Genomic DNA, 17,846 nt, shown 5'->3' on the forward strand with positions numbered 1-17,846 from the left:
TATCATCACACTTACTTTTTTTTGCATCCGGAGAAGCAGCATGAGTCTGACAACCGAAGTGGCTGATGAGGTTTCCTCGCCCGCCCGTCCCGCGTGGGGCGCGGTATTTGCAATGGCGTTTGGCGTATTCAGCCTGATCACCGCCGAATTTTTACCGGTCAGTTTACTGACGCCGATGGCTCAGAGTCTTGGCGTCTCCGAAGGTCAGGCGGGTCAGACCGTAACCATTACTGCACTGGTCGCGCTGTTTACCAGCCTGATCACCGCCAGCATCACCCGACGGATTGACCGCCGCATCGTGATGCTGGTGTTTTCGCTGCTGCTGATTGCTTCAGCGCTGATGGTGGCGCTGGCGGGGAACCTGACGACCATCCTGCTGGCGCGCGTGCTGCTGGGCATGGCGATTGGTGGCTTCTGGACGCTGTCGACCGCGATTACCATGCGGCTGGTGCCGGCCGATCAGGTGCCGCGCGCGCTCTCCATCGTCTTTAGCGGTATCTCGCTGGCGACCATTATCGCCACGCCGCTCGGCAGTTATCTCGGTGGGCTGGTCGGCTGGCGCAACATCTTTATGCTGACCGCCGGACTGGGGGCCGTGGCGCTGTTGTGGCAATTTTTCACCCTGCCCGCGATGCCGGCAGAGAATAAGGCGCGTAGCGGCGGGGTGCTGGATCTGCTGCGGATCGGCGTGATGCGCTGGGGCATGCTGGCCGTCATCATGATGTTTACCGGCCACTTCGCCTTCTTTACCTATCTGCGCCCGTTCCTTGAAGGCGTTGCTCAGCTGAATCTCAATCAGCTATCGCTGGCGCTGCTGGCGTTTGGTGTAGCGAACTTTTTCGGGACTTCGCTGGCTGGCTACCTGGTGACCCGCAGCGTATCGCTGACCCTCAGTGGCATGGCGCTGCTGATGAGCCTCACCGCGCTGCTGCTGGTGAGCTTCGGCGACGTCAGCTGGCTGGTTGGCGTGGGCGTGGCGGTATGGGGCATGGCGTTTGGTTCGATGCCAACCGGCTGGTCAACCTGGATTTCGCGCGCGGTACCGGATGATGCCGAATCAGGCGGGGGTTTACTGGTGGCGACTATCCAGCTGGCGATCACCGTCGGTGCCGCAGCGGGGGGCTGGATGTTTGACCTGCGCGGTGCGGGTGGCGTATTCCTCGCCAGCGGGGTACTGATGCTGCTGGCGGCGCTGACTATCTTCAGCCGGGTGCGACATCACGGTTAATCGATCAAAGGCAGCCATTTGTGCTGCCTTTTTTATTGACTGTGGATTATTAACCTTTTGAGCAATAACTGTGCGAAATGTGCTTTTCATCATCAGTTTTATTGAAAGAGATAAGCAAAAGTCTCCGCTTTTTACTGATCAAGATTCGGCCTAGTATATCTATCAACAAGGCAACACGCCTTACCTGATAAAACTTAATCGAGGAATTGACCATGAAATCTATCAAAACTTTTGCAGCAGTTATCGCGCTTTCTGTTCTGCCATTCGCCAGCTTTGCCCAGTCTGTGACCGCTGTCGACTCTACGCTGGACGGCGCTGAAGCGAAAATCGCTGCTCAGGCGCAGGAACACGGTGCTTCATATAAAATCACCGAAGCCTACACCAACAACGGCGTTCACATGACCGCTGAGCTGCTGAAATAAGCTGCGCATTCTCCGCTTGTGCTGACAGGACGCCCCCGGGCGTCCTGGCGGCGTTGGTTGCTGACCAATAATAATCCTGTCACTTTCCCACCGAAATAATTATTATTCTCAAAAACATTCTCATCTGATCGCGGGTCAGATGCTTTCTGGTTGCAATGTCGGGCTTTCTTTTCACCGTGTCTGCGGTGGATTTACTATGGAGAAGTTATGAAAGCGATAATCAATACGCGCTGGGCGCTGCGTCCTCTGATGCTGGCGACAGCACTGTTTTCTGCGTCAGGCTTACTGGCGGTGCAGGCAGATGAACTCAACCAGCCGATCGGCAAAGGCGTGTACGAACTGGCCTTCAGCCCGAAAGATAACGCGGTTTTTGTCGCCACGTCACAGAACAGCAACGGAAACGGTGGCACGGTTTTCCGTCTCGATCCCACCACGCTGGCGGTGCAGCAGTCGATTAACAGTGACCTGAAAGCGTTTGGCGCAGCGATCAACCCGCAGACTAACGTGCTTTACGTCGGCAATACCGTTGAGGGTTCACTGACCGCCATTGACGCCAGCAGCGGCAAAGTGCTCAACAGCCTGCTACTCGATGGCCGCAAGCGCAGTGAAACGGTACGTCCGCTGCAGCCGCGTCAGGTGGCAGTCGATGTGAAAACCAATCGCGTTTATGTTACCGGTCTGGGACCGCAGAGCGTGGTCTGGGTGGTGGATGGCAGCACGCTGCAACTGATCAGTACCGTGCCGAATACCGGCAAAATGGCGACCGGGCTGGCGGTAGATTCAGCGGCGCAGAAAGTTTACGTCACCAATGGCGACGGTGAGCTGGTTACCCTCAACGCCCGCACTAATGCGATTGAGAAGAAGCAGAAGATCGACGGCGATAAAGAGCACTTTTTCCTCAACATTGCGCTGGATACGCGCGGTCAGCGTGCCTTCCTCAGCGATTCGAAGCAGGCTCAGGTGCTGGTGGTCGATTTGCGCACTCAGCAGGTGATCCAGCGAATTGACGTGCCGGAATCACTGGCGGTGCTGTTCAATCAGGATCGCAATGAGCTGTATGTTACTCACCGTAAAGCGGGCGAAGTCAGCATCATTGACGCCAGCAACTACCGCGTGAAACGGAGCGTGAAAACCCCAGGTCTGCCGAACAGCCTCGCTTTGTCCGCCGACGGTAATACGCTCTATGTCAGCGTCAAGCAACCGGGTTCGCGTAAAGCGCCGCCAAAAGATCCCGACAGCGTCATGCGTATTGCCTTGTAAAAGGTGATTGCCACTTACCGGCGCGGGGGCGTACTTTCACCTCCAGCCTCTGTAAATAATAAAGCCACTCATCAGAGTGGCTTTATTATTTTCAAAGCCGGTTTGCGGTCTGGGAGATCCTTTTGCCCTGGTCGCTCGCGAGACACTTGTCTTTATAGCTTATTCGCTATAAGGATGTTGCGATGTGGGATGTGAATACAACCAGATGTGAATACAACTAATAGATTTGATGAGTGGTTTAAGACTCAGACCGAGGAACTGAAGAGGGTATGCTTGCAGCGAGGGTTATCCTGTCTGAGTATGGGCCGCAGTTAGGGAGGCCGTTTGCTGATACCGTAGACGACTCTGATTTTCCGAATATGAAAGAACTAAGAGTGCAGCATCAAGGCAAACCGATACGAACCTTCTTTGCTTTTGACCCTTCTCGCCGCGGCATTGTGTTGTGTGCAGGCGATAAAACCGGGGTTAAGGAAAATAAATTCTATAAAGACATGATCAAACTGGCAGATGCTGAATTCTGTAAGTACCTGAATGGAGCGGATAATGGCTAATTTAAAAGAGCTGATGGCAAAACAAAGCTCGGAAAGTCGCGAGCGCATTGCCGAAAAAGTTGATGCAATGCGGCAGGTTGTCGCGCTAAACATGTTGCGGGAAGAACTCAACCTTTCACAGACAGAGATGGCACACGCAATGGGGGTGAAACAGCCAACTATCGCCAGAATGGAACAGGCTGATAACGATCCCCGCCTTTCTACGCTGAAGCGTTATGTTACCGCTCTGGGAGGCGAGATAAGTATCGATGTCAAATTGCCGACAGGCAAAAGAATAGCGTTTGATCTGTGATTAAAAAAAAGAAGCCACATTATTGCGGCTTCTCTCTTTCCAGCCCGTTATACCTCTTCTGACGCTTCGCGCATCATCTCATCGTGCGGGATATCATCCAGAATCTGCTCAAAGCTGCGCAGACGTTTGTAGATCGACATCAGTTCAACCAGCGTTGACCATGAAGCGATCAGGTACTGGAATGAACCACGTACCTGGTCAAATACGTTTGTAATCTGGTTCAGCAGGCCCAGCGTGATGGTGCCGGCCACAATCGACGGAAACAGCAGGAACAGGCCAAACACATTATCCACCTGCAGATAGAGAATGCGGGTGATGTTGAAGTAGAGATAGTGAAAGTAGAGACGGAAGTAGTTGAACCGTACCCGACCGAACAGCTCCTGCACCGTCTGTGGCCGGGCGCGGTCAGCATTATCCTCGCCATACACCAGCTCTTTACGGTAAGCCGCTTCCACCCGCTGATTACGAAACTCCAGGCCGGGTAATTTAATGCCGACTATCGCCAGTAAACCGGTGCCGAATACCGACCACAGCACGGCGGCAATCACCAGCGCATACGGAATATTGCCAAGGAACGGCACATCTTTGACATGGTGCGACAGCGCCACCAGCACCGGCAAAAAGGCCACTAAAGTCATGATCGCCTGAATAAAACTGACGCCCCAGTCTTCCAGCGTAGAGGCAAACCGCATGGTGTCTTCCTGCACACGCTGCGCGGCGCCTTCGACATGACGCAGTCGCTGCCAGTTATGCATATAGTAGTTGTTCATGGCGGTACGCCAGCGGAAAACCCAGTGGCTGATAAAGAACGAATTGAGCACGCCAATCACTACCGCGATCAACGCAATGCCGAGAAAAGCACGCACTTCGTGATAAAACTCAACGATCTGCACCGATCCTGCTTTCGTCAGCGCCTTCTGAATTAAGTCGTAAAACGGACCATACCAGGCGTTGACCGCCACGCCGACCTGCACACCAAACCAGGTGACAAAAATAATCAGCGCCGATCCCCAGACTGACCAGCGCTGCCACGGATGATTGTCAATCAGCCGCCAGGCGAGGGCAAAAACGGCCACCATTATCCAGTAGTAGAGATAAAACCACAGCTGGCTGGCGGCAATAAACCGCGCGGCACTGGTGGGTAATGGCTGTTTCATCGCTGCGTCGAGGGTGGGCCACATGCCGGGCAGATGCGCGGCAAAGCCAAACCAGGCAAAAATCGCTAATAAGCTCCAGAGGGCCGCTGAGCTGAAAAACAGCGCTGGCCGCGGGAAAAAAGACTTAAACATAGGCACTCCGCTGTTGTGTGTTGCCTGTTATAACGTTTTGCCTGCCTGATGTCTGTAGTCTGTTGTTTCTGCTGATGACAGCCGGGGTGGATGTTAATGAAATTGTGCGGTTTTGTTTCCGGGAACTAAATCTTTATCGACAGTGGTGTTACACTAGCGCGCATTGTTACCGGTAACAATGAAGCTGTAACCCTTAATCCGCTAATAAAAATCATAACAACGCAACCATTTACCCTTTCATACCGCCGACTGGCGGGAATGAGGCAATGTCATGTCAGAACAAAAAAAGGGTCATTCACGCAGGGATTTTTTGCTGAAGACTATCACCCTGGCGCCAGCAATGGCGGTAGGCAGTACGGCGATGGGCGCACTGTCGCTGCCGCTGGCGGCACAGGCGGCTGAGACCCCGGCCGCGCCCCAGCAGGCGCGTGACTACCAGCCCGCCTGGTTCACCGCCGAAGAGTTCGCGTTTATCTCCGCCGCGGTTGCACGCCTGATCCCGCGCGATGAGCGCGGCCCTGGCGCGCTGGAAGCCGGCGTGCCGGAGTTCATTGATCGCCAGATGAATACCCCATATGCCACCGGCTCTAACTGGTATATGCAGGGACCGTTTAATCCCGACCTGCCAAAAGAGCTGGGCTATCAGCTGCCGCTGGTGCCGCAGCAGATTTACCGCCTGGGCATTGCCGATGCCGATGGCTACAGCAAACAGCAGCATGGCAAGGTGTTTGCGCAGCTGAGCGGCGAGCAGCAGGATGCTTTACTGCAGGCGATGGAGAGTGGCAACGCTGAATTCAGCCAGTTGCCGGCCAAAACCTTCTTTGCGTTTCTGCTGCAAAACACCCGCGAAGGCTTCTTCAGCGATCCTATCCACGGCGGTAATCAGGGAATGGTGGGCTGGAAGCTGATCAACTTCCCTGGCGCACGCGCCGACTTTATGGACTGGGTAGAGCGCGGCGAACGTTATCCGTTCCCGTCAGTGTCGATTCGCGGGGAGAGAGCGTAAGCATGGCAAACGAAATGAAAAAAGTGGATGCGGTGATCGTCGGTTTCGGCTGGGCAGGCGCGATCATGGCGAAAGAGTTGACCGAAGCGGGTCTCAACGTGCTGGCGCTGGAACGCGGACCGCATCGCGATACCTATCCTGACGGCTCTTACCCGCAGTCAATTGATGAGCTGACCTACAACGTCCGCAAAAAACTGTTCCAGGATCTCTCTAAAAGCACCGTCACCATTCGTCATGATGCTTCGCAGACCGCGGTACCTTATCGCCAGCTGGCCGCGTTTCTGCCGGGCACCGGCACCGGCGGCGCGGGTCTGCACTGGTCTGGCGTCCATTTCCGCGTCGATCCGATTGAACTGCGGATGCGCAGCCATTACGAAGAGCGTTACGGCAAGAACTTCATTCCGCAGGGCATGACGATTCAGGACTTTGGCGTCAGCTATGACGAACTGGAGCCGTTCTTCGACAAGGCGGAAAAGGTGTTTGGTACCTCAGGCAGCGCCTGGAGCATCAAAGGTCAGGTGGTGGGGAAAGACAAGGGCGGTAACCCGTTTGCGCCCGATCGTTCAGATAACTTCCCGCTGCCCGCGCAGAAGCGCACTTATTCAGCGCAGCTGTTCGCCCAGGCAGCAGAGTCGGTGGGCTATCACCCTTACGATCTGCCGTCCGCTAACACCTCCGGCCCGTACACTAATCCCTACGGCGCACAGATGGGCCCGTGCAACTTCTGCGGTTTCTGCAGTGGTTATGCCTGCTACATGTACTCCAAGGCGTCGCCAAACGTCAATATTCTGCCTGCGCTGCGTCAGGAACCGAAGTTTGAGCTGCGCAACAACGCCTACGTGCTGCGGGTTAACCTCAGCGATGACAAAAAGCGCGCCACCGGCGTGACCTATGTTGATGGTCAGGGCCGCGAGCAGATTCAGCCTGCAGATCTGGTGATTCTCTCCGCCTTCCAGTTCCACAACGTGCACCTGATGCTGCTGTCGGGCATTGGCAAACCTTACAACCCGATCACCAACGAAGGCACCGTCGGCCGTAACTTCGCCTATCAGAACCTCTCGACGCTGAAGGCGCTGTTCGACAAAAACACCACCACCAACCCATTTATCGGTGCGGGTGGCGCGGGCGTCGGGATTGATGATTTCAATGCCGATAACTTCGATCACGGTCCGCACGGCTTTGTCGGGGGATCGCCATTCTGGGTTAACCAGGCGGGCACCAAACCGATCTCTGGCCTGCCGGTGCCGGCGGGTACGCCAAACTGGGGCAGCCAGTGGAAAGCCGCAGTGGCCGACACCTATACCCATCACCTGTCGATGGATGCCCACGGTGCGCACCAGTCCTATCGCGCTAACTACCTTGATCTCGATCCGAACTACAAAGATGCCTACGGCCAGCCTCTGCTGCGTATGACCTTTGACTGGCAGGAGAACGACATCAAAATGGCGCAGTTCATGGTCGGCAAGATGCATAAAATCGCCGAAGCCATGAACCCGAAAATGATCATTGGCGGCGCGAAAAAGCCGGGCAGCCATTTCGATTCGACCGTTTATCAGACCACCCACATCAGTGGTGGGGCGATCATGGGCGACGATCCGAAAACCAGCGCGGTAAACCGCTATCTGCAGAGCTGGGATGTGCCGAATGTGTTTGTGCCAGGCGCTTCCGCCTTCCCGCAGGGACTGGGCTACAACCCGACCGGCATGGTGGCGGCGCTGACGTACTGGTCAGCTAAAGCGATTCGTGAGCAGTACCTGAAGAACCCAGGTCCACTGGTGCAGGCATAAGGAACATGGCGATGAAAAATGGCATTCTGGCCCTGATTTTGGGCACCCTGACCTTCGCCGCGCTGGCGGACGACAACCGTGACGAGCTGGTGAAACGGGGCGAGTATCTGGCGCGGGCCGGTGACTGTGTTGCCTGTCACACCGCGAAAGACGGCGCGGCGTTTGCTGGCGGCCTGCCGATGGCTACGCCGATTGGCACCATCTATTCCACCAACATCACGCCCGATCCGGCAACCGGCATTGGCGACTACAGCTACGACGACTTCCAGAAGGCGGTTCGTCATGGCGTGGCGAAAAATGGCGATACGCTCTATCCGGCGATGCCGTTTCCCTCTTACGCGGTGGTCAGCGATGAGGACATGAAGGCGCTTTATGCTTACTTCATGCACGGCGTGGCGGCGGTGAAGCAACCGAATAAAGAGAGCGACATTCCGTGGCCGCTGTCGATGCGCTGGCCGCTGGCGATCTGGCGTACGGTGTTTGCTCCTGAGGTTAAGGCGTTCCAGCCTGCCGCACAGGAAGATCCGGTGCTGGCGCGCGGCCGCTACCTGGTGGAAGGTCTGGGCCACTGTGGCGCCTGCCACACGCCGCGCAGCGTCACCATGCAGGAGAAGGCGCTGACCAACCAGGAAGGCAGTGACTATCTGGCTGGCAGCAGCGCGCCGATTGATGGCTGGACCGCCAGCAACCTGCGCGGCGATAACCGCGATGGGCTGGGCCGCTGGAGTGAAGACGATCTGCGACAGTTCCTGCGCTATGGCCGCAACGATCAGACCGCCGCATTTGGTGGCATGACCGAGGTGGTTGAGCACAGTCTGCAGCATCTGAGCGACGCCGATATCACCGCCATTGCGCGTTATCTGAAGTCGCTCGGCGCGAAAGATCCGCATCAGACGGTGTTCAGCGTCGATGACGCCACCGCCAAAGCGTTGTGGAAAGGTGACGACAGTGCGACCGGCGCAGCCACCTATGTTGACAGCTGTGCCGCCTGCCATAAAACCGACGGCAGTGGCTATCAGCGCTTCTTCCCGGCGCTGCGTGGCAACCCGGTGGTGCAGGCCGATGATCCGACCTCGCTGATCCATATCGTGCTGGTGGGCGGACAGTTGCCTGGCGTACAGGGCGCGCCGTCGACCATCACCATGCCGGCGTTTGGCTGGCGTCTGAACGATCAGCAGGTTGCCGATGTGGTCAACTTCGTGCGTAACAGCTGGGGCAACAAGGCGTCTGAACCGGTCAGCGCGAAGCAGGTCGCTGCGCTGCGTAAAGATGAGAAAGATCGGCTGGGCAGCGCCGATATCCGGGTGCTGGAAGGTCAGTAATCTGTCATAAAGCGGGCCGGTCCCCTGGCGGTGCCGGCCGCTTCTTTTCTGCTAAATATTCTCCAGATCGATGCCGCGGGTTTTCGGCCCGTAAAAGCCCACCGACAGCATCACGATCACCATGCTCAGGACGATAAAGGCGATCACGCCTGGCGTACCGGCGTACTGCAAAATTACCCCGATCAGAATACTGCTGAATACCGTAGAGAGACGGCTGAACGAATAGCAGAAGCCCACGGCGCGGGCGCGAATATGGGTCGGGAAAATCTCGGTCTGATAGGCGTGATAGCTGAAGGTCAGCCAGGCGTTAGACCAGGTGATCAGGAAACCACAGGCGATCAACAACAGCGGATTGGTCTGGAAGGCGAACAGCGTACCGAACACCACGGTCATCAGCGACGACAGAACGATCTGCCATTTATTCTCCAGCTTATCCGCGTAGCGGCTACAGATCAGCGAACCAAGCGGGTAGGCCAGGGTGATAAAAAAGGCATACAGCAAACTGTGGGTCACCGTGGTGCCGCTGCCCGACAGCAGCGCAGGCAGCCAGTTACCGAAACCAAAAAAGCCGATCGCCTGGAAGAAGTTCATTACCACCAGCATCAGGGTGCGCTGGCGCCAGGCCGGTGACCAGATCTCCCGGAAACTGCCCCGTTTTGGCAACTGTGCAGCGGCGTCATCGGGGGGAAAGGGTGCGCCAGGCGTCAGGCCGCAGCGTTGTTCCATGGTGGATAACACCTGATGTGCCTGCTGATGACGGCCCTGCTGCGCCAGCCAGCGCGCCGATTCGGGCAGGTTCTTACGGATAAACCAGATCACCAGCGAACAGACGGCACCGGCGATTACCACCCAGCGCCAGCCTTCAAGGTTCAGCAGCGTTTGTGGCACCAGCCACCACGACATCAGGGCCACGCTGGGCACCGACAGAAACTGCACAAAAAAGGAGAAGGCGAACGCCCGGCTGCGGAGGTGGCTGGGAACCCACTCCGACAGATAGGTATCGATAGTCACCAGTTCGACCCCGAGGCCAATACCGACCAGCAGGCGAAACAGGATAATCATCTCCGCGCTCTGCTGAAACGCCATCAGCAGTGAAAACAGGCCGTACCACAGCAGCGCGCACATAAAGGTCAGACGGCGGCCAAACCGGTCGGCATAAGGGGCCAGCAGGCTGGCACCAATAAACAGACCAAGAAAGGTGGCGGAAGCAAACGCCGCCTGATCGGAAAACCCGAACACGCCAGCGCCGCCGGTGTGAAACAGTCCGGCCGCCAGCAGGCCGGAGCTGATATAGCCGGTTTCAAACAGATCGTAGAGTTCGAAAAAGCCGCCCAGCGCCAGCAGCGTGATAAACCGCCATAATCCGGCGGAGGAGGGCAGCGCATCAATGCGGCCGGCTAAGCTGGAACGGGCAGCCGCTGCGGTGGCAATCGGCGTAATCCCGGTGGTACAGGTGGTTGTCATGTCAGGCTAAACCTCGGGCAGTGTTTGCAGGTGTCGCAGGGCTGATGCTTATTAAAATAGTTAACCCTTAGCACGCGAAGAAATAGCAGAATAATCAATTCGCCTGCGGTTGCCGAGAGGGATGATGGTGAGTTTTTAGCAACGTACGTTGCACTTTTCGCCGTCCGTGGCGTTGTGCCTTACGGCAGATGCGGCCAGACGCCCGGACCGATCGGCAGTCCCAGCCAGTACCACACCACCAGCAGCGCTATCCAGCTGATAAAAAACACCAGCGGGTAGGGAAAGATCAACACGTAATAGGTGCCGAGCTGCGCATCTTTCTGGTATCGCTGCAAAAAGGCGAGAAACAGCGGCAGGAACGGCGACATCGGCGCCAGCGGCAGCACCGCTGAATCAGCAATACGGAAAATCATCTGCGCAAAGGCGGGATGAAAGCCGAGCAGCATAAACATCGGCACAAACACCGGGGCCAGAATTGACCAGATCGCCGAGCCGCTGGCGATAAACATACAGAGAAACGCCGACAGGAACATCAGTCCGAGAAACGCCGGCGCGCCGCTGATACCCGCGCTTTCCAGCACATCTGTCAGGCCAATCGCCATAAACTTGCCCATGTTGCTCCAGTTAAAGAACGCCACGAACTGCGACAGCGGAAACACCATCACGATAAAGCCCGCCATCCCTTTCATCGGATCAACCAGCAGCTGCGGAATATCGTCCGGGCGGCGGATCTGGCGGGTGACCACGCCGTAGGCAATCGCCACCACAAAGAAGAACAGGATGATGATCGGTACGATACCCTGAATAAACGGCGAGGGAATGATGGCCCCGCTGGTGGGATTACGCAGCGGGGCATTCTCCGGCACCACCAGCAGTGCCATCAGGGCGATAAACAGCAGCGCAGCAATCCCGGCGGCCCGCAGGCCACGGTTCTCCAGCGGCGTGAGCGGGGCCAGCCTTTCACCGTTGCCCTGCCACTGTGGCAGGCGCGGCTCGACAAATTTATCGGTCAGCAGCGCCCCGACAAAGGTCAGGACAATCACCGAGGTCGCCATAAAAAACCAGTTATCGATGACGCTGACGTGCACCGTATCGCTGACCGCTTTGGCCGCTTCGGTACTGATGCCGGAGAGCAGCACGTCAGTGGTGACGATCAGCAGATTGGCAGTAAAACCCGACGCCACCCCAGCAATCGCCGCCAGCAGTCCCGCTACCGGGTGACGGCCGACTGCCAGGAAGATCAGCGCACCGAGCGGCGGCATCACCACCAGCGCCGCATCCGACGAGATATGGCTGAAGAAGGCAATAAACAGCACCATGTAACTGGCGTAGCGACGGCTGACGCGCGACGCCATCTTCACCATCAGCGACTGCAACAGGCCGACTTTTTCCGACAGACCTGCCCCAATCACCAGCGCCAGAATCGATCCCAGCGGAGTAAAGCTGCTGAAGTTCTTGATGATATTCGGCAGGATCCACTGAATACCGGCGACGCTCAGCAGGTTATTTACCCGCACCATTTCGCCGTTGCTGGGATTTTTTACCGCCAGATCCAGCGCACTGATAATGGCGGTGGCCACCATCAGCACCACAATCAAATAGACAAACAGTAAAAACGGATTGGGGACTTTATTTCCCACCCGCTCAACCCAGCTAAAAAGTCGTCCAGGGCTGCGGTTCTCTGATGTTGCTTCCATAGTTTCTGGTCTCGTCTTGTGTCCCGTCATCCACGGCAGCGCGCGCGATACCGGACGTTGAGTAAGGCGTCCGGCAATACATTCACCTGCGGCACGGCGGAATCAGAGAAGGTGTTTGCAATAATATTTTTTATAGCGGTCCGCGCCGGTGACGCGGCCGTTGGCTCATTCGGCCAGTTTTGTTGGTGTGATCCCGGCAGGGATCGGGCAGTGATAAGGTTGTGTGGCGCGGACCCGGTTGAACTCGGCCTGACAGCGGGCCAGCGCCGCCGGATCCTGCAACAGCGTGACGACGGTGGCGGCCATCACTTTGCCCGCCAGCAGCATCCCCTTGTGCCCAATGCTGGTGCGACCCTGCGCCACCAGCTGCCAGGTATGCAGCGGCGTACCGAAGGTGAAGCAGGGCGCAAAGCACTGTGCGGTCGGTGTCACCCAGCTGACATCCCCGACATCAGTCGAGCCATACAGCAGTTCACGGGTCACTGCATAGGGCGCTACCTGATCCATAAACAGCTTGTCACCCAGTTGCTCAACCCAGGCCTGGCCTGCTTCTCCGCCGGTACGGGCTGCGTTGAGCCGCGCATTGCGCAGATCGTCAGCGGTCAGGGTGGCGCGTATCTCTGCTGCGAACGCCCGCTCCTCGTCGCGGTAAGCGGGCAGACCAAACTGATGCAAATAACGCTCCATCACCGCTTCCAGCGCGCGATTAGGCACATAGTCGGAGCAGGCTTTATCAAAACGCACCGTCAGAGTGGTGTCGGTCATCAGCGCGGCCCCGCGGGCGACATTGATTACCCGCTGATAGATATCCTGCGCCTGCTGCAGTTCCGGCGCGCGGATCAGGTAGAGCACTTCCGCGTCGGCCTGCACCACGTTCGGCGAGACGCCGCCGCTGTTGGTGACCGCATAGTGCAGCCGCGCTTCCTGCACGATGTGCTCACGCAGAAAGTTGGCGCCGGTGTTCATCAGGGTGACCGCATCCAGCGCGCTGCGACCGAGGTGCGGTGAGTTAGCAGCGTGCGCCGCCACCCCTTTGAAGCTGAACGCCGCCTGGATATTGGCGAGGGTGCGCAGGTTAAACATCCCGCTGAAGCCTTCGGGATGCCAGGTCACCGCAGCATCGACATCATCAAACAGCCCTTCACGCACCATAAAGGTTTTGCCGGAGCCGCCTTCTTCGCCGGGACAGCCGTAAAACCGTACCGTTCCGCCAGTGGCATGCTGCTGCATCCAGGCTTTTACCGCGCTGGCCGCCGCCACGCCAGCGGTGCCGAGCAGGTTATGGCCGCAGCCGTGGCCGTTGCCGTTGGCCTCCAGCGGTTGCGGTCGGGCACATCCGGCCTGCTGGCTCAGACCCGCCAGCGCATCAAACTCCCCGAGGATGGCGATCACCGGTTTACCGCTGCCGAAGCTGGCGATAAAGGCGGTATCAAGGCCGCCGACGCCGCGCGCCACGGTGAAGCCCTCATCTGCCAGCGCATCGGCCAGCAGGGCGGACGAGCGGGTTTCGGCAAAGCGGGTTTCCGGTGTGTCCCAGATGGCATCGCTGAGGGCGCTGAAGCGTGCCTGATGGCGGTCGATATAATCAGCAATGAAGGCTTCCATCATCGGCCACCGCCAAACTGCGCCTGATTCAGCGCCAGGGTTGCCAGCAGGGTGATCGCCACGGGCATCAACTGCTCATCAAAGTCGAACTTCGCGTTGTGGTGTCCCGCCGCCAGATCGCAGCCGAAAATGGCGTACGAGGCCTGACCGCCGTGCTGCTTGACCCGCTCCATCATGTAGGTGGCATCTTCCGAACCGGCCGCCTGGGCTTTGCGATCGACCACCGAATCGAAAATCCCGAGCGCATCTGCCTGCTGGTGGATGAAGTCCACCCACGGCTGGGTCGGCGTGGAGCTGCGGGCAGCCCCCATCAGCTGCACCTGATGTTCAACGCCATACATCGCCGCCGCGCCGGCAATGACCCGCAGCGCCTGCTGGTAAATGTCATCGTTAACCTGATTGGTAATGCCGCGGGTTTCGACTTTCAGCAGCGCACAGTCAGGTACCACGTTACGACCGGTACCGGCCTGCAATACGCCAACGTTAACCCTGGCCACCCCGCCGCTGTGCTGGGTAAGACCGTGCAGCGCCAGCGTGGCCTGGGCCGCCGCCAGCAGGGCATTGCGACCCTCTTCCGGGCGGCCACCGGCATGCGCGCCGACGCCGGTAAAATTGACGTCGAGCTTGGTGGTGGCGAGGAAGCTGTCGCTGCCGCACACCAGTTCACCCGCCGGCACGCCGGTGCCGAGGTGAATGGCAGTAAACAGATCCACATCATCCACCACGCCTGCCGTCACCATCGCTTTGGCGCCGCGCACACCCTCTTCGGCCGGCTGGAAAATTAATTTAATCGTGCCGCTCAGCTGATCTTTCATCGCCATTAATACCGACGCCAGGCCGAGGCCGATGGTGGTGTGACCGTCATGACCGCAGGCGTGCATCATGCCGGGATTGCAGGAGGCGAAGCCTTCACGCTGTGGCAGGTGATCTGCGGCCTGGCTCTCGTTGAGATCGAGTGCGTCCATATCTACCCGAAAGCCGATAACCGGACCGGGACGGCCGGTATCCAGCGTCGCCACGATGCCGCAAAATCCGCCGGAGAAGTGGCTAATCCACTGCGGTAAAGCCCCCTGTTGCAGCGCCCGGGTTTCCTGCTGCTTCAGCACGTCTTCGCTGGGTAAGCCCATGCGCGCGTCGGCATCGATCACCTCACGGCCCAGTTGCAGTTGATAACCCAGCTTGTGCAGTTCGTCGGCCACCCGGGTGGCGGTGCGGAACTCGACCCAGCCAGATTCGGCATAATGGTGGAACTCCCGTCGCCAGCTTTTTAACTGCGCCAGCCGGGCACTGATATGGTCGGAAAGAGTATTCATCGGCACGATCCTTACTGTTGGTTTTTTACGCACTGTCTCGAATCTACACAATGGTAATAACCGGCATAAGATGCGAATATCTTGTGACTGATAAACAACGGTTATCACAAAATCTATGTCTGCCAACCTCAAGCTTCACCAGCTGCGCGCCTTTGTCGATGTGGCGCGTCAGGGCAGTATCCGCGCGGCGAGCCGTCTTTCCGGGCTTTCTCAGCCAGCATTAACCAAAGCGATCCAGGAGCTGGAGCGTGAACTTGGCGCGCGGCTGTTTATCCGCCGTCAGCAGGGCGTGGTCTTAACCGATATCGGTGATAACTTTTTTCGTCATGCCAGTCTGGTACTGGCCGAGCTGCGGGTGGCGCAGGAGGATATTCAGCAGCGGCTGGGGCTGGGTGGCGGTCAGGTGAACATTGGCGTTGGCGGCAGCGTGGCACGCACCATCATGCCGCAGGTGATTAACCAGTTTCATCGCGAATACCCGCTGGTGAAGGTGCGCATCGTTGAAGGGCAACTGGTGTCGATGGTGCATGAACTGCGGCAGGGCGCGCTCGATTTCACCATCAATACTTACGATCAAAGCCACCTCGATCAGGAGCTGATGTATGAGCGAATGATGGAGCGTGAGTACAAAGTGGTGGTGCGTAAGGGTCATCCGCTGGAAAAAGCCCGGTCGCTGGCGGCGTTGCAGCAGGCTGACTGGACCATGCCGACGCCCAAAGGCAGTTACTACCGCCTGCTGCACGATCTGTTCGACGAACGCGGCATGGCACCGAAAATCGTGGTGACCTGCGAGACCTTTATGGCCTGTACCAGCCTGGTGGCGCAAAGCGATTTCATCAGTATTTTATCGGTGGATGTGATCGACGATCCGATTCTCGGCCGGTCACTGGTGGCACTGACGCTGGATGAGCCGCTGCCCAAAGCGATCTTCTATCTGATTCAGCGTAAGGACACCGCGCTGACCCCGATGAGCAGTTATATGGCGCAGTTATTTCGCCGTTATTGCCAGCGCTGACCGGCAGCGTTCTTTCATCGTCTACACTTGGTGTATTCGCGTAAACGTGAGTTCAACCCACAATCGGAGGTGACGATGCAAGTCTGTCCATATCTGTTTCTCTATGGTCGCTGTGAAGAGGCAATTGAGTTTTACCTGCAGGCCACAGGCGGGAAACTGCTGGAGAAAATGACCTTTGGCGACATGCCAGAGCAGGGCGAGCAGGTAGGCGATCAATCTGCGCCGCCACAGCCGCCGGAAAAAATCATGCACGCACATCTGCGCATCGGTCAGGGAGAATTGATGCTGAGCGACGGAAACACGCAGAAGCCGCCTGCGTCCGATCATGCCGGTTACGCGGTCAGCCTCGCCACTACTGACGCGGAACAGGGTAAAGCCTGGTTTGAGAAACTGTCAGTGGGCGGTAACGTGACGACCCCGTGGCAGGAGACGTTCTGGTCGAATGGCTTTGCGATGTTTATCGATAAGTTCGGCATTCCATGGCGCATCAACGTGGTGAAACCGCAGGAATAATGGTGTGGTTTAGCCGATCGGCGCCGGCAACAGCGGCGCCGTTTTCAGCTCACAGTCACAACGGCCAGCTTTGCAGCCAGCCGCGTGCTCATCAGAAGTTGTAACCCGCCACCAGGTAGTAACCCCAGCCGGTCGATTTCACTTCAAACGGACCGTTGCCGAAGTTCAGCTCCTGCCCATCCGCCCACTGACCGCCATTGTGGAAGTAACGCGCCACGGCAGAGAAGTGCCAGTGATCGTAACCCAGTGACAGAATGTGGCTGGAGGCGATGGAGTTGCTGGTGCGCGACGACCCGCCTTTCTCGTTGAGATCGGAGCCCCAGTCAAAGTTGGTGAAGCCCACATAGCCAAGATTACCGCCCCACAGCGTGGTGATCGGCACGAAATATTTCACCTTGAAGCGATAGCCATCCCAGCTGTTTTCATTCGCGGCGCCGTAGTTTTCCCACTGGTATTTGGCATAGACGTTCAGTGACAGGCCGACATCGCTGTGGGTATCGATATCGGTACCCAGGCCCATATACCAGGTGTTCTGGCGGTTATCGCTGTTGCGGCCCATGTCGTAGATGTAATTGTTGGCGAAGTACCACTCTTTGAACGGACCAAACGCCAGACTGGTGCCGGTCAGTTTGTCGATTGAGAAGCGCGGTTCAATCTCCATAAACATCGGGGAACCGTGGTCAAAAATCCCGTTGGCGTTGCTGTTACCTACGCCGAAGAAGTTGGTCAGATCGAGATAACCGTAAAAATCGAACCAGTCTTTTTTGGCAAACGCTTCATATTCCAGATAAACGTCGTTGTTGAACTGTGGTCCAAAGCGCGTGTGGTAGCTGCCCACCACGTTTACGCTCTGATGCCACCAGTCGGACAGGTATTGCGGATCGCTATCAGCGGCTTGCGCAACACCTGTCCAGGAACATGCCAGCACGGCACCTGCTATCAACGTTTTGAATTTCATTATCATTAACCACATGCTTTTGACCGCTGCACAGCAGGCGCAGTCAGAGAGAAGTCGATCCCTGGGTGGGGAGTGAGTTAGTCAGGACAAAACAGCCGGTTTTCAGCTCGCGTAGCGTGCCTGC

Annotated in this window: 15 protein-coding genes and 1 pseudogene; 10 read left to right on the plus strand and 6 right to left on the minus strand. The window is 57.5% G+C overall.

Annotation, left to right across the window (positions count from 1 at the left end):
- The first annotated feature begins 40 nt into the window (after positions 1–40).
- The 5 genes and pseudogenes from FHW04_RS06230 (at position 41) to FHW04_RS06250 (ending at position 3,753) form a co-directional block, all read left to right on the plus strand.
- Positions 41–1,228, plus strand: a complete 1,188-nt coding sequence (locus FHW04_RS06230) for an MFS transporter (protein WP_031375487.1) — start codon at positions 41–43, stop codon at positions 1,226–1,228.
- Positions 1,229–1,440: 212 nt separating this feature from the next.
- A complete protein-coding gene (locus tag FHW04_RS06235) occupies positions 1,441–1,650 on the plus strand; it encodes a DUF1471 domain-containing protein (protein WP_031375486.1) in 210 nt (69 codons plus the stop codon).
- Positions 1,651–1,857: 207 nt separating this feature from the next.
- A complete protein-coding gene (locus FHW04_RS06240; RefSeq protein ID WP_069728765.1) occupies positions 1,858–2,910 on the plus strand; it encodes a YncE family protein in 1,053 nt (350 codons plus the stop codon).
- A 195-nt stretch (positions 2,911–3,105) separates the two neighbouring features.
- A pseudogene (locus FHW04_RS06245) lies at positions 3,106–3,461 on the plus strand (type II toxin-antitoxin system RelE/ParE family toxin).
- Entirely contained in the window at positions 3,454–3,753 is a 300-nt protein-coding gene (locus FHW04_RS06250; protein ID WP_089561283.1) for a helix-turn-helix domain-containing protein, read from the plus strand. The pseudogene FHW04_RS06245 and the gene FHW04_RS06250 overlap by 8 nt, the downstream one beginning before the upstream one ends.
- 47 nt (positions 3,754–3,800) lie before the next feature.
- Here the strand turns inward: FHW04_RS06250 and sbmA are convergent, their stop codons facing one another.
- Complete coding sequence (gene sbmA / locus FHW04_RS06255; RefSeq protein ID WP_031375483.1) at positions 3,801–5,042, minus strand: peptide antibiotic transporter SbmA; 1,242 nt, start codon at positions 5,040–5,042, stop codon at positions 3,801–3,803.
- A 271-nt stretch (positions 5,043–5,313) separates the two neighbouring features.
- Here sbmA and FHW04_RS06260 point away from each other — a divergent pair, with 271 nt between their 5' ends.
- From FHW04_RS06260 to FHW04_RS06270, 3 genes are read left to right on the plus strand one after another with little or no spacing between them, the layout of a single operon-like run.
- On the plus strand, positions 5,314–6,048 hold the full coding sequence (locus tag FHW04_RS06260) for a gluconate 2-dehydrogenase subunit 3 family protein (protein WP_069728767.1): 735 nt from the start codon (positions 5,314–5,316) through the stop codon (positions 6,046–6,048).
- 2 nt (positions 6,049–6,050) lie between these two features.
- Complete coding sequence (locus FHW04_RS06265; RefSeq protein ID WP_031377437.1) at positions 6,051–7,835, plus strand: GMC family oxidoreductase; 1,785 nt, start codon at positions 6,051–6,053, stop codon at positions 7,833–7,835.
- An 11-nt stretch (positions 7,836–7,846) separates the two neighbouring features.
- A complete protein-coding gene (locus FHW04_RS06270; protein WP_031377436.1) occupies positions 7,847–9,157 on the plus strand; it encodes a c-type cytochrome in 1,311 nt (436 codons plus the stop codon).
- A 51-nt stretch (positions 9,158–9,208) separates the two neighbouring features.
- Here the strand turns inward: FHW04_RS06270 and FHW04_RS06275 are convergent, their stop codons facing one another.
- From FHW04_RS06275 to FHW04_RS06290, 4 genes are all read right to left on the minus strand, one after another.
- On the minus strand, positions 9,209–10,621 hold the full coding sequence (locus tag FHW04_RS06275) for an MFS transporter (protein ID WP_031377435.1): 1,413 nt from the start codon (positions 10,619–10,621) through the stop codon (positions 9,209–9,211).
- Positions 10,622–10,800: 179 nt separating this feature from the next.
- Positions 10,801–12,318 (minus strand): p-aminobenzoyl-glutamate transporter, encoded by a 1,518-nt coding sequence (gene abgT, locus FHW04_RS06280; protein WP_089561285.1) that lies wholly within the window; start codon positions 12,316–12,318, stop codon positions 10,801–10,803.
- Positions 12,319–12,483: 165 nt separating this feature from the next.
- On the minus strand, positions 12,484–13,926 hold the full coding sequence (locus tag FHW04_RS06285; protein ID WP_089561286.1) for a M20 family metallopeptidase: 1,443 nt from the start codon (positions 13,924–13,926) through the stop codon (positions 12,484–12,486).
- Positions 13,923–15,236: an amidohydrolase gene (locus tag FHW04_RS06290; RefSeq protein WP_179420075.1), complete on the minus strand. Its 1,314-nt coding sequence runs from the start codon at positions 15,234–15,236 to the stop codon at positions 13,923–13,925. The genes FHW04_RS06285 and FHW04_RS06290 overlap by 4 nt, the downstream gene beginning before the upstream one ends.
- A 115-nt stretch (positions 15,237–15,351) precedes the next feature.
- On the opposite strand from FHW04_RS06290, the gene FHW04_RS06295 reads away from it, so the two are divergent.
- The gene (locus FHW04_RS06295) at positions 15,352–16,251 is read left to right on the plus strand and encodes a LysR family transcriptional regulator (protein WP_089561287.1); all 900 of its coding nucleotides are present in this window, start codon (positions 15,352–15,354) and stop codon (positions 16,249–16,251) included.
- Between the two features lie 75 nt (positions 16,252–16,326).
- The gene (gene yjdN / locus FHW04_RS06300) at positions 16,327–16,764 is read left to right on the plus strand and encodes a VOC family metalloprotein YjdN (protein ID WP_031377762.1); all 438 of its coding nucleotides are present in this window, start codon (positions 16,327–16,329) and stop codon (positions 16,762–16,764) included.
- 91 nt (positions 16,765–16,855) lie between these two features.
- On the opposite strand, the gene FHW04_RS06305 is transcribed toward yjdN, so the two are convergent.
- Positions 16,856–17,722 (minus strand): nucleoside-specific channel-forming protein Tsx, encoded by an 867-nt coding sequence (locus FHW04_RS06305; protein WP_031377761.1) that lies wholly within the window; start codon positions 17,720–17,722, stop codon positions 16,856–16,858.
- Between the last annotated feature and the right edge of the window lie 124 nt (positions 17,723–17,846).

Origin of the sequence: Pantoea sp. AN62, from assembly GCF_050432985.1 — a bacterium.
Classification (GTDB): Bacteria; Pseudomonadota; Gammaproteobacteria; order Enterobacterales; family Enterobacteriaceae; genus Pantoea; species Pantoea brenneri.

Bases quoted from the DNA above. Each gene is read 5' to 3' on its own strand.
- FHW04_RS06230 (WP_031375487.1), top strand. From the start codon at position 41: ATGAGTCTGACAACCGAAGTGGCTGATGAGGTTTCCTCGCCCGCCCGT.
- FHW04_RS06235 (WP_031375486.1), top strand. From the start codon at position 1,441: ATGAAATCTATCAAAACTTTTGCAGCAGTTATCGCGCTTTCTGTTCTG.
- FHW04_RS06240 (WP_069728765.1), top strand. From the start codon at position 1,858: ATGAAAGCGATAATCAATACGCGCTGGGCGCTGCGTCCTCTGATGCTG.
- FHW04_RS06250 (WP_089561283.1), top strand. From the start codon at position 3,454: ATGGCTAATTTAAAAGAGCTGATGGCAAAACAAAGCTCGGAAAGTCGC.
- sbmA (WP_031375483.1), bottom strand. From the start codon at position 5,042: ATGTTTAAGTCTTTTTTCCCGCGGCCAGCGCTGTTTTTCAGCTCAGCG.
- FHW04_RS06260 (WP_069728767.1), top strand. From the start codon at position 5,314: ATGTCAGAACAAAAAAAGGGTCATTCACGCAGGGATTTTTTGCTGAAG.
- FHW04_RS06265 (WP_031377437.1), top strand. From the start codon at position 6,051: ATGGCAAACGAAATGAAAAAAGTGGATGCGGTGATCGTCGGTTTCGGC.
- FHW04_RS06270 (WP_031377436.1), top strand. From the start codon at position 7,847: ATGAAAAATGGCATTCTGGCCCTGATTTTGGGCACCCTGACCTTCGCC.
- FHW04_RS06275 (WP_031377435.1), bottom strand. From the start codon at position 10,621: ATGACAACCACCTGTACCACCGGGATTACGCCGATTGCCACCGCAGCG.
- abgT (WP_089561285.1), bottom strand. From the start codon at position 12,318: ATGGAAGCAACATCAGAGAACCGCAGCCCTGGACGACTTTTTAGCTGG.
- FHW04_RS06285 (WP_089561286.1), bottom strand. From the start codon at position 13,926: ATGATGGAAGCCTTCATTGCTGATTATATCGACCGCCATCAGGCACGC.
- FHW04_RS06290 (WP_179420075.1), bottom strand. From the start codon at position 15,236: ATGAATACTCTTTCCGACCATATCAGTGCCCGGCTGGCGCAGTTAAAA.
- FHW04_RS06295 (WP_089561287.1), top strand. From the start codon at position 15,352: ATGTCTGCCAACCTCAAGCTTCACCAGCTGCGCGCCTTTGTCGATGTG.
- yjdN (WP_031377762.1), top strand. From the start codon at position 16,327: ATGCAAGTCTGTCCATATCTGTTTCTCTATGGTCGCTGTGAAGAGGCA.
- FHW04_RS06305 (WP_031377761.1), bottom strand. From the start codon at position 17,722: ATGAAATTCAAAACGTTGATAGCAGGTGCCGTGCTGGCATGTTCCTGG.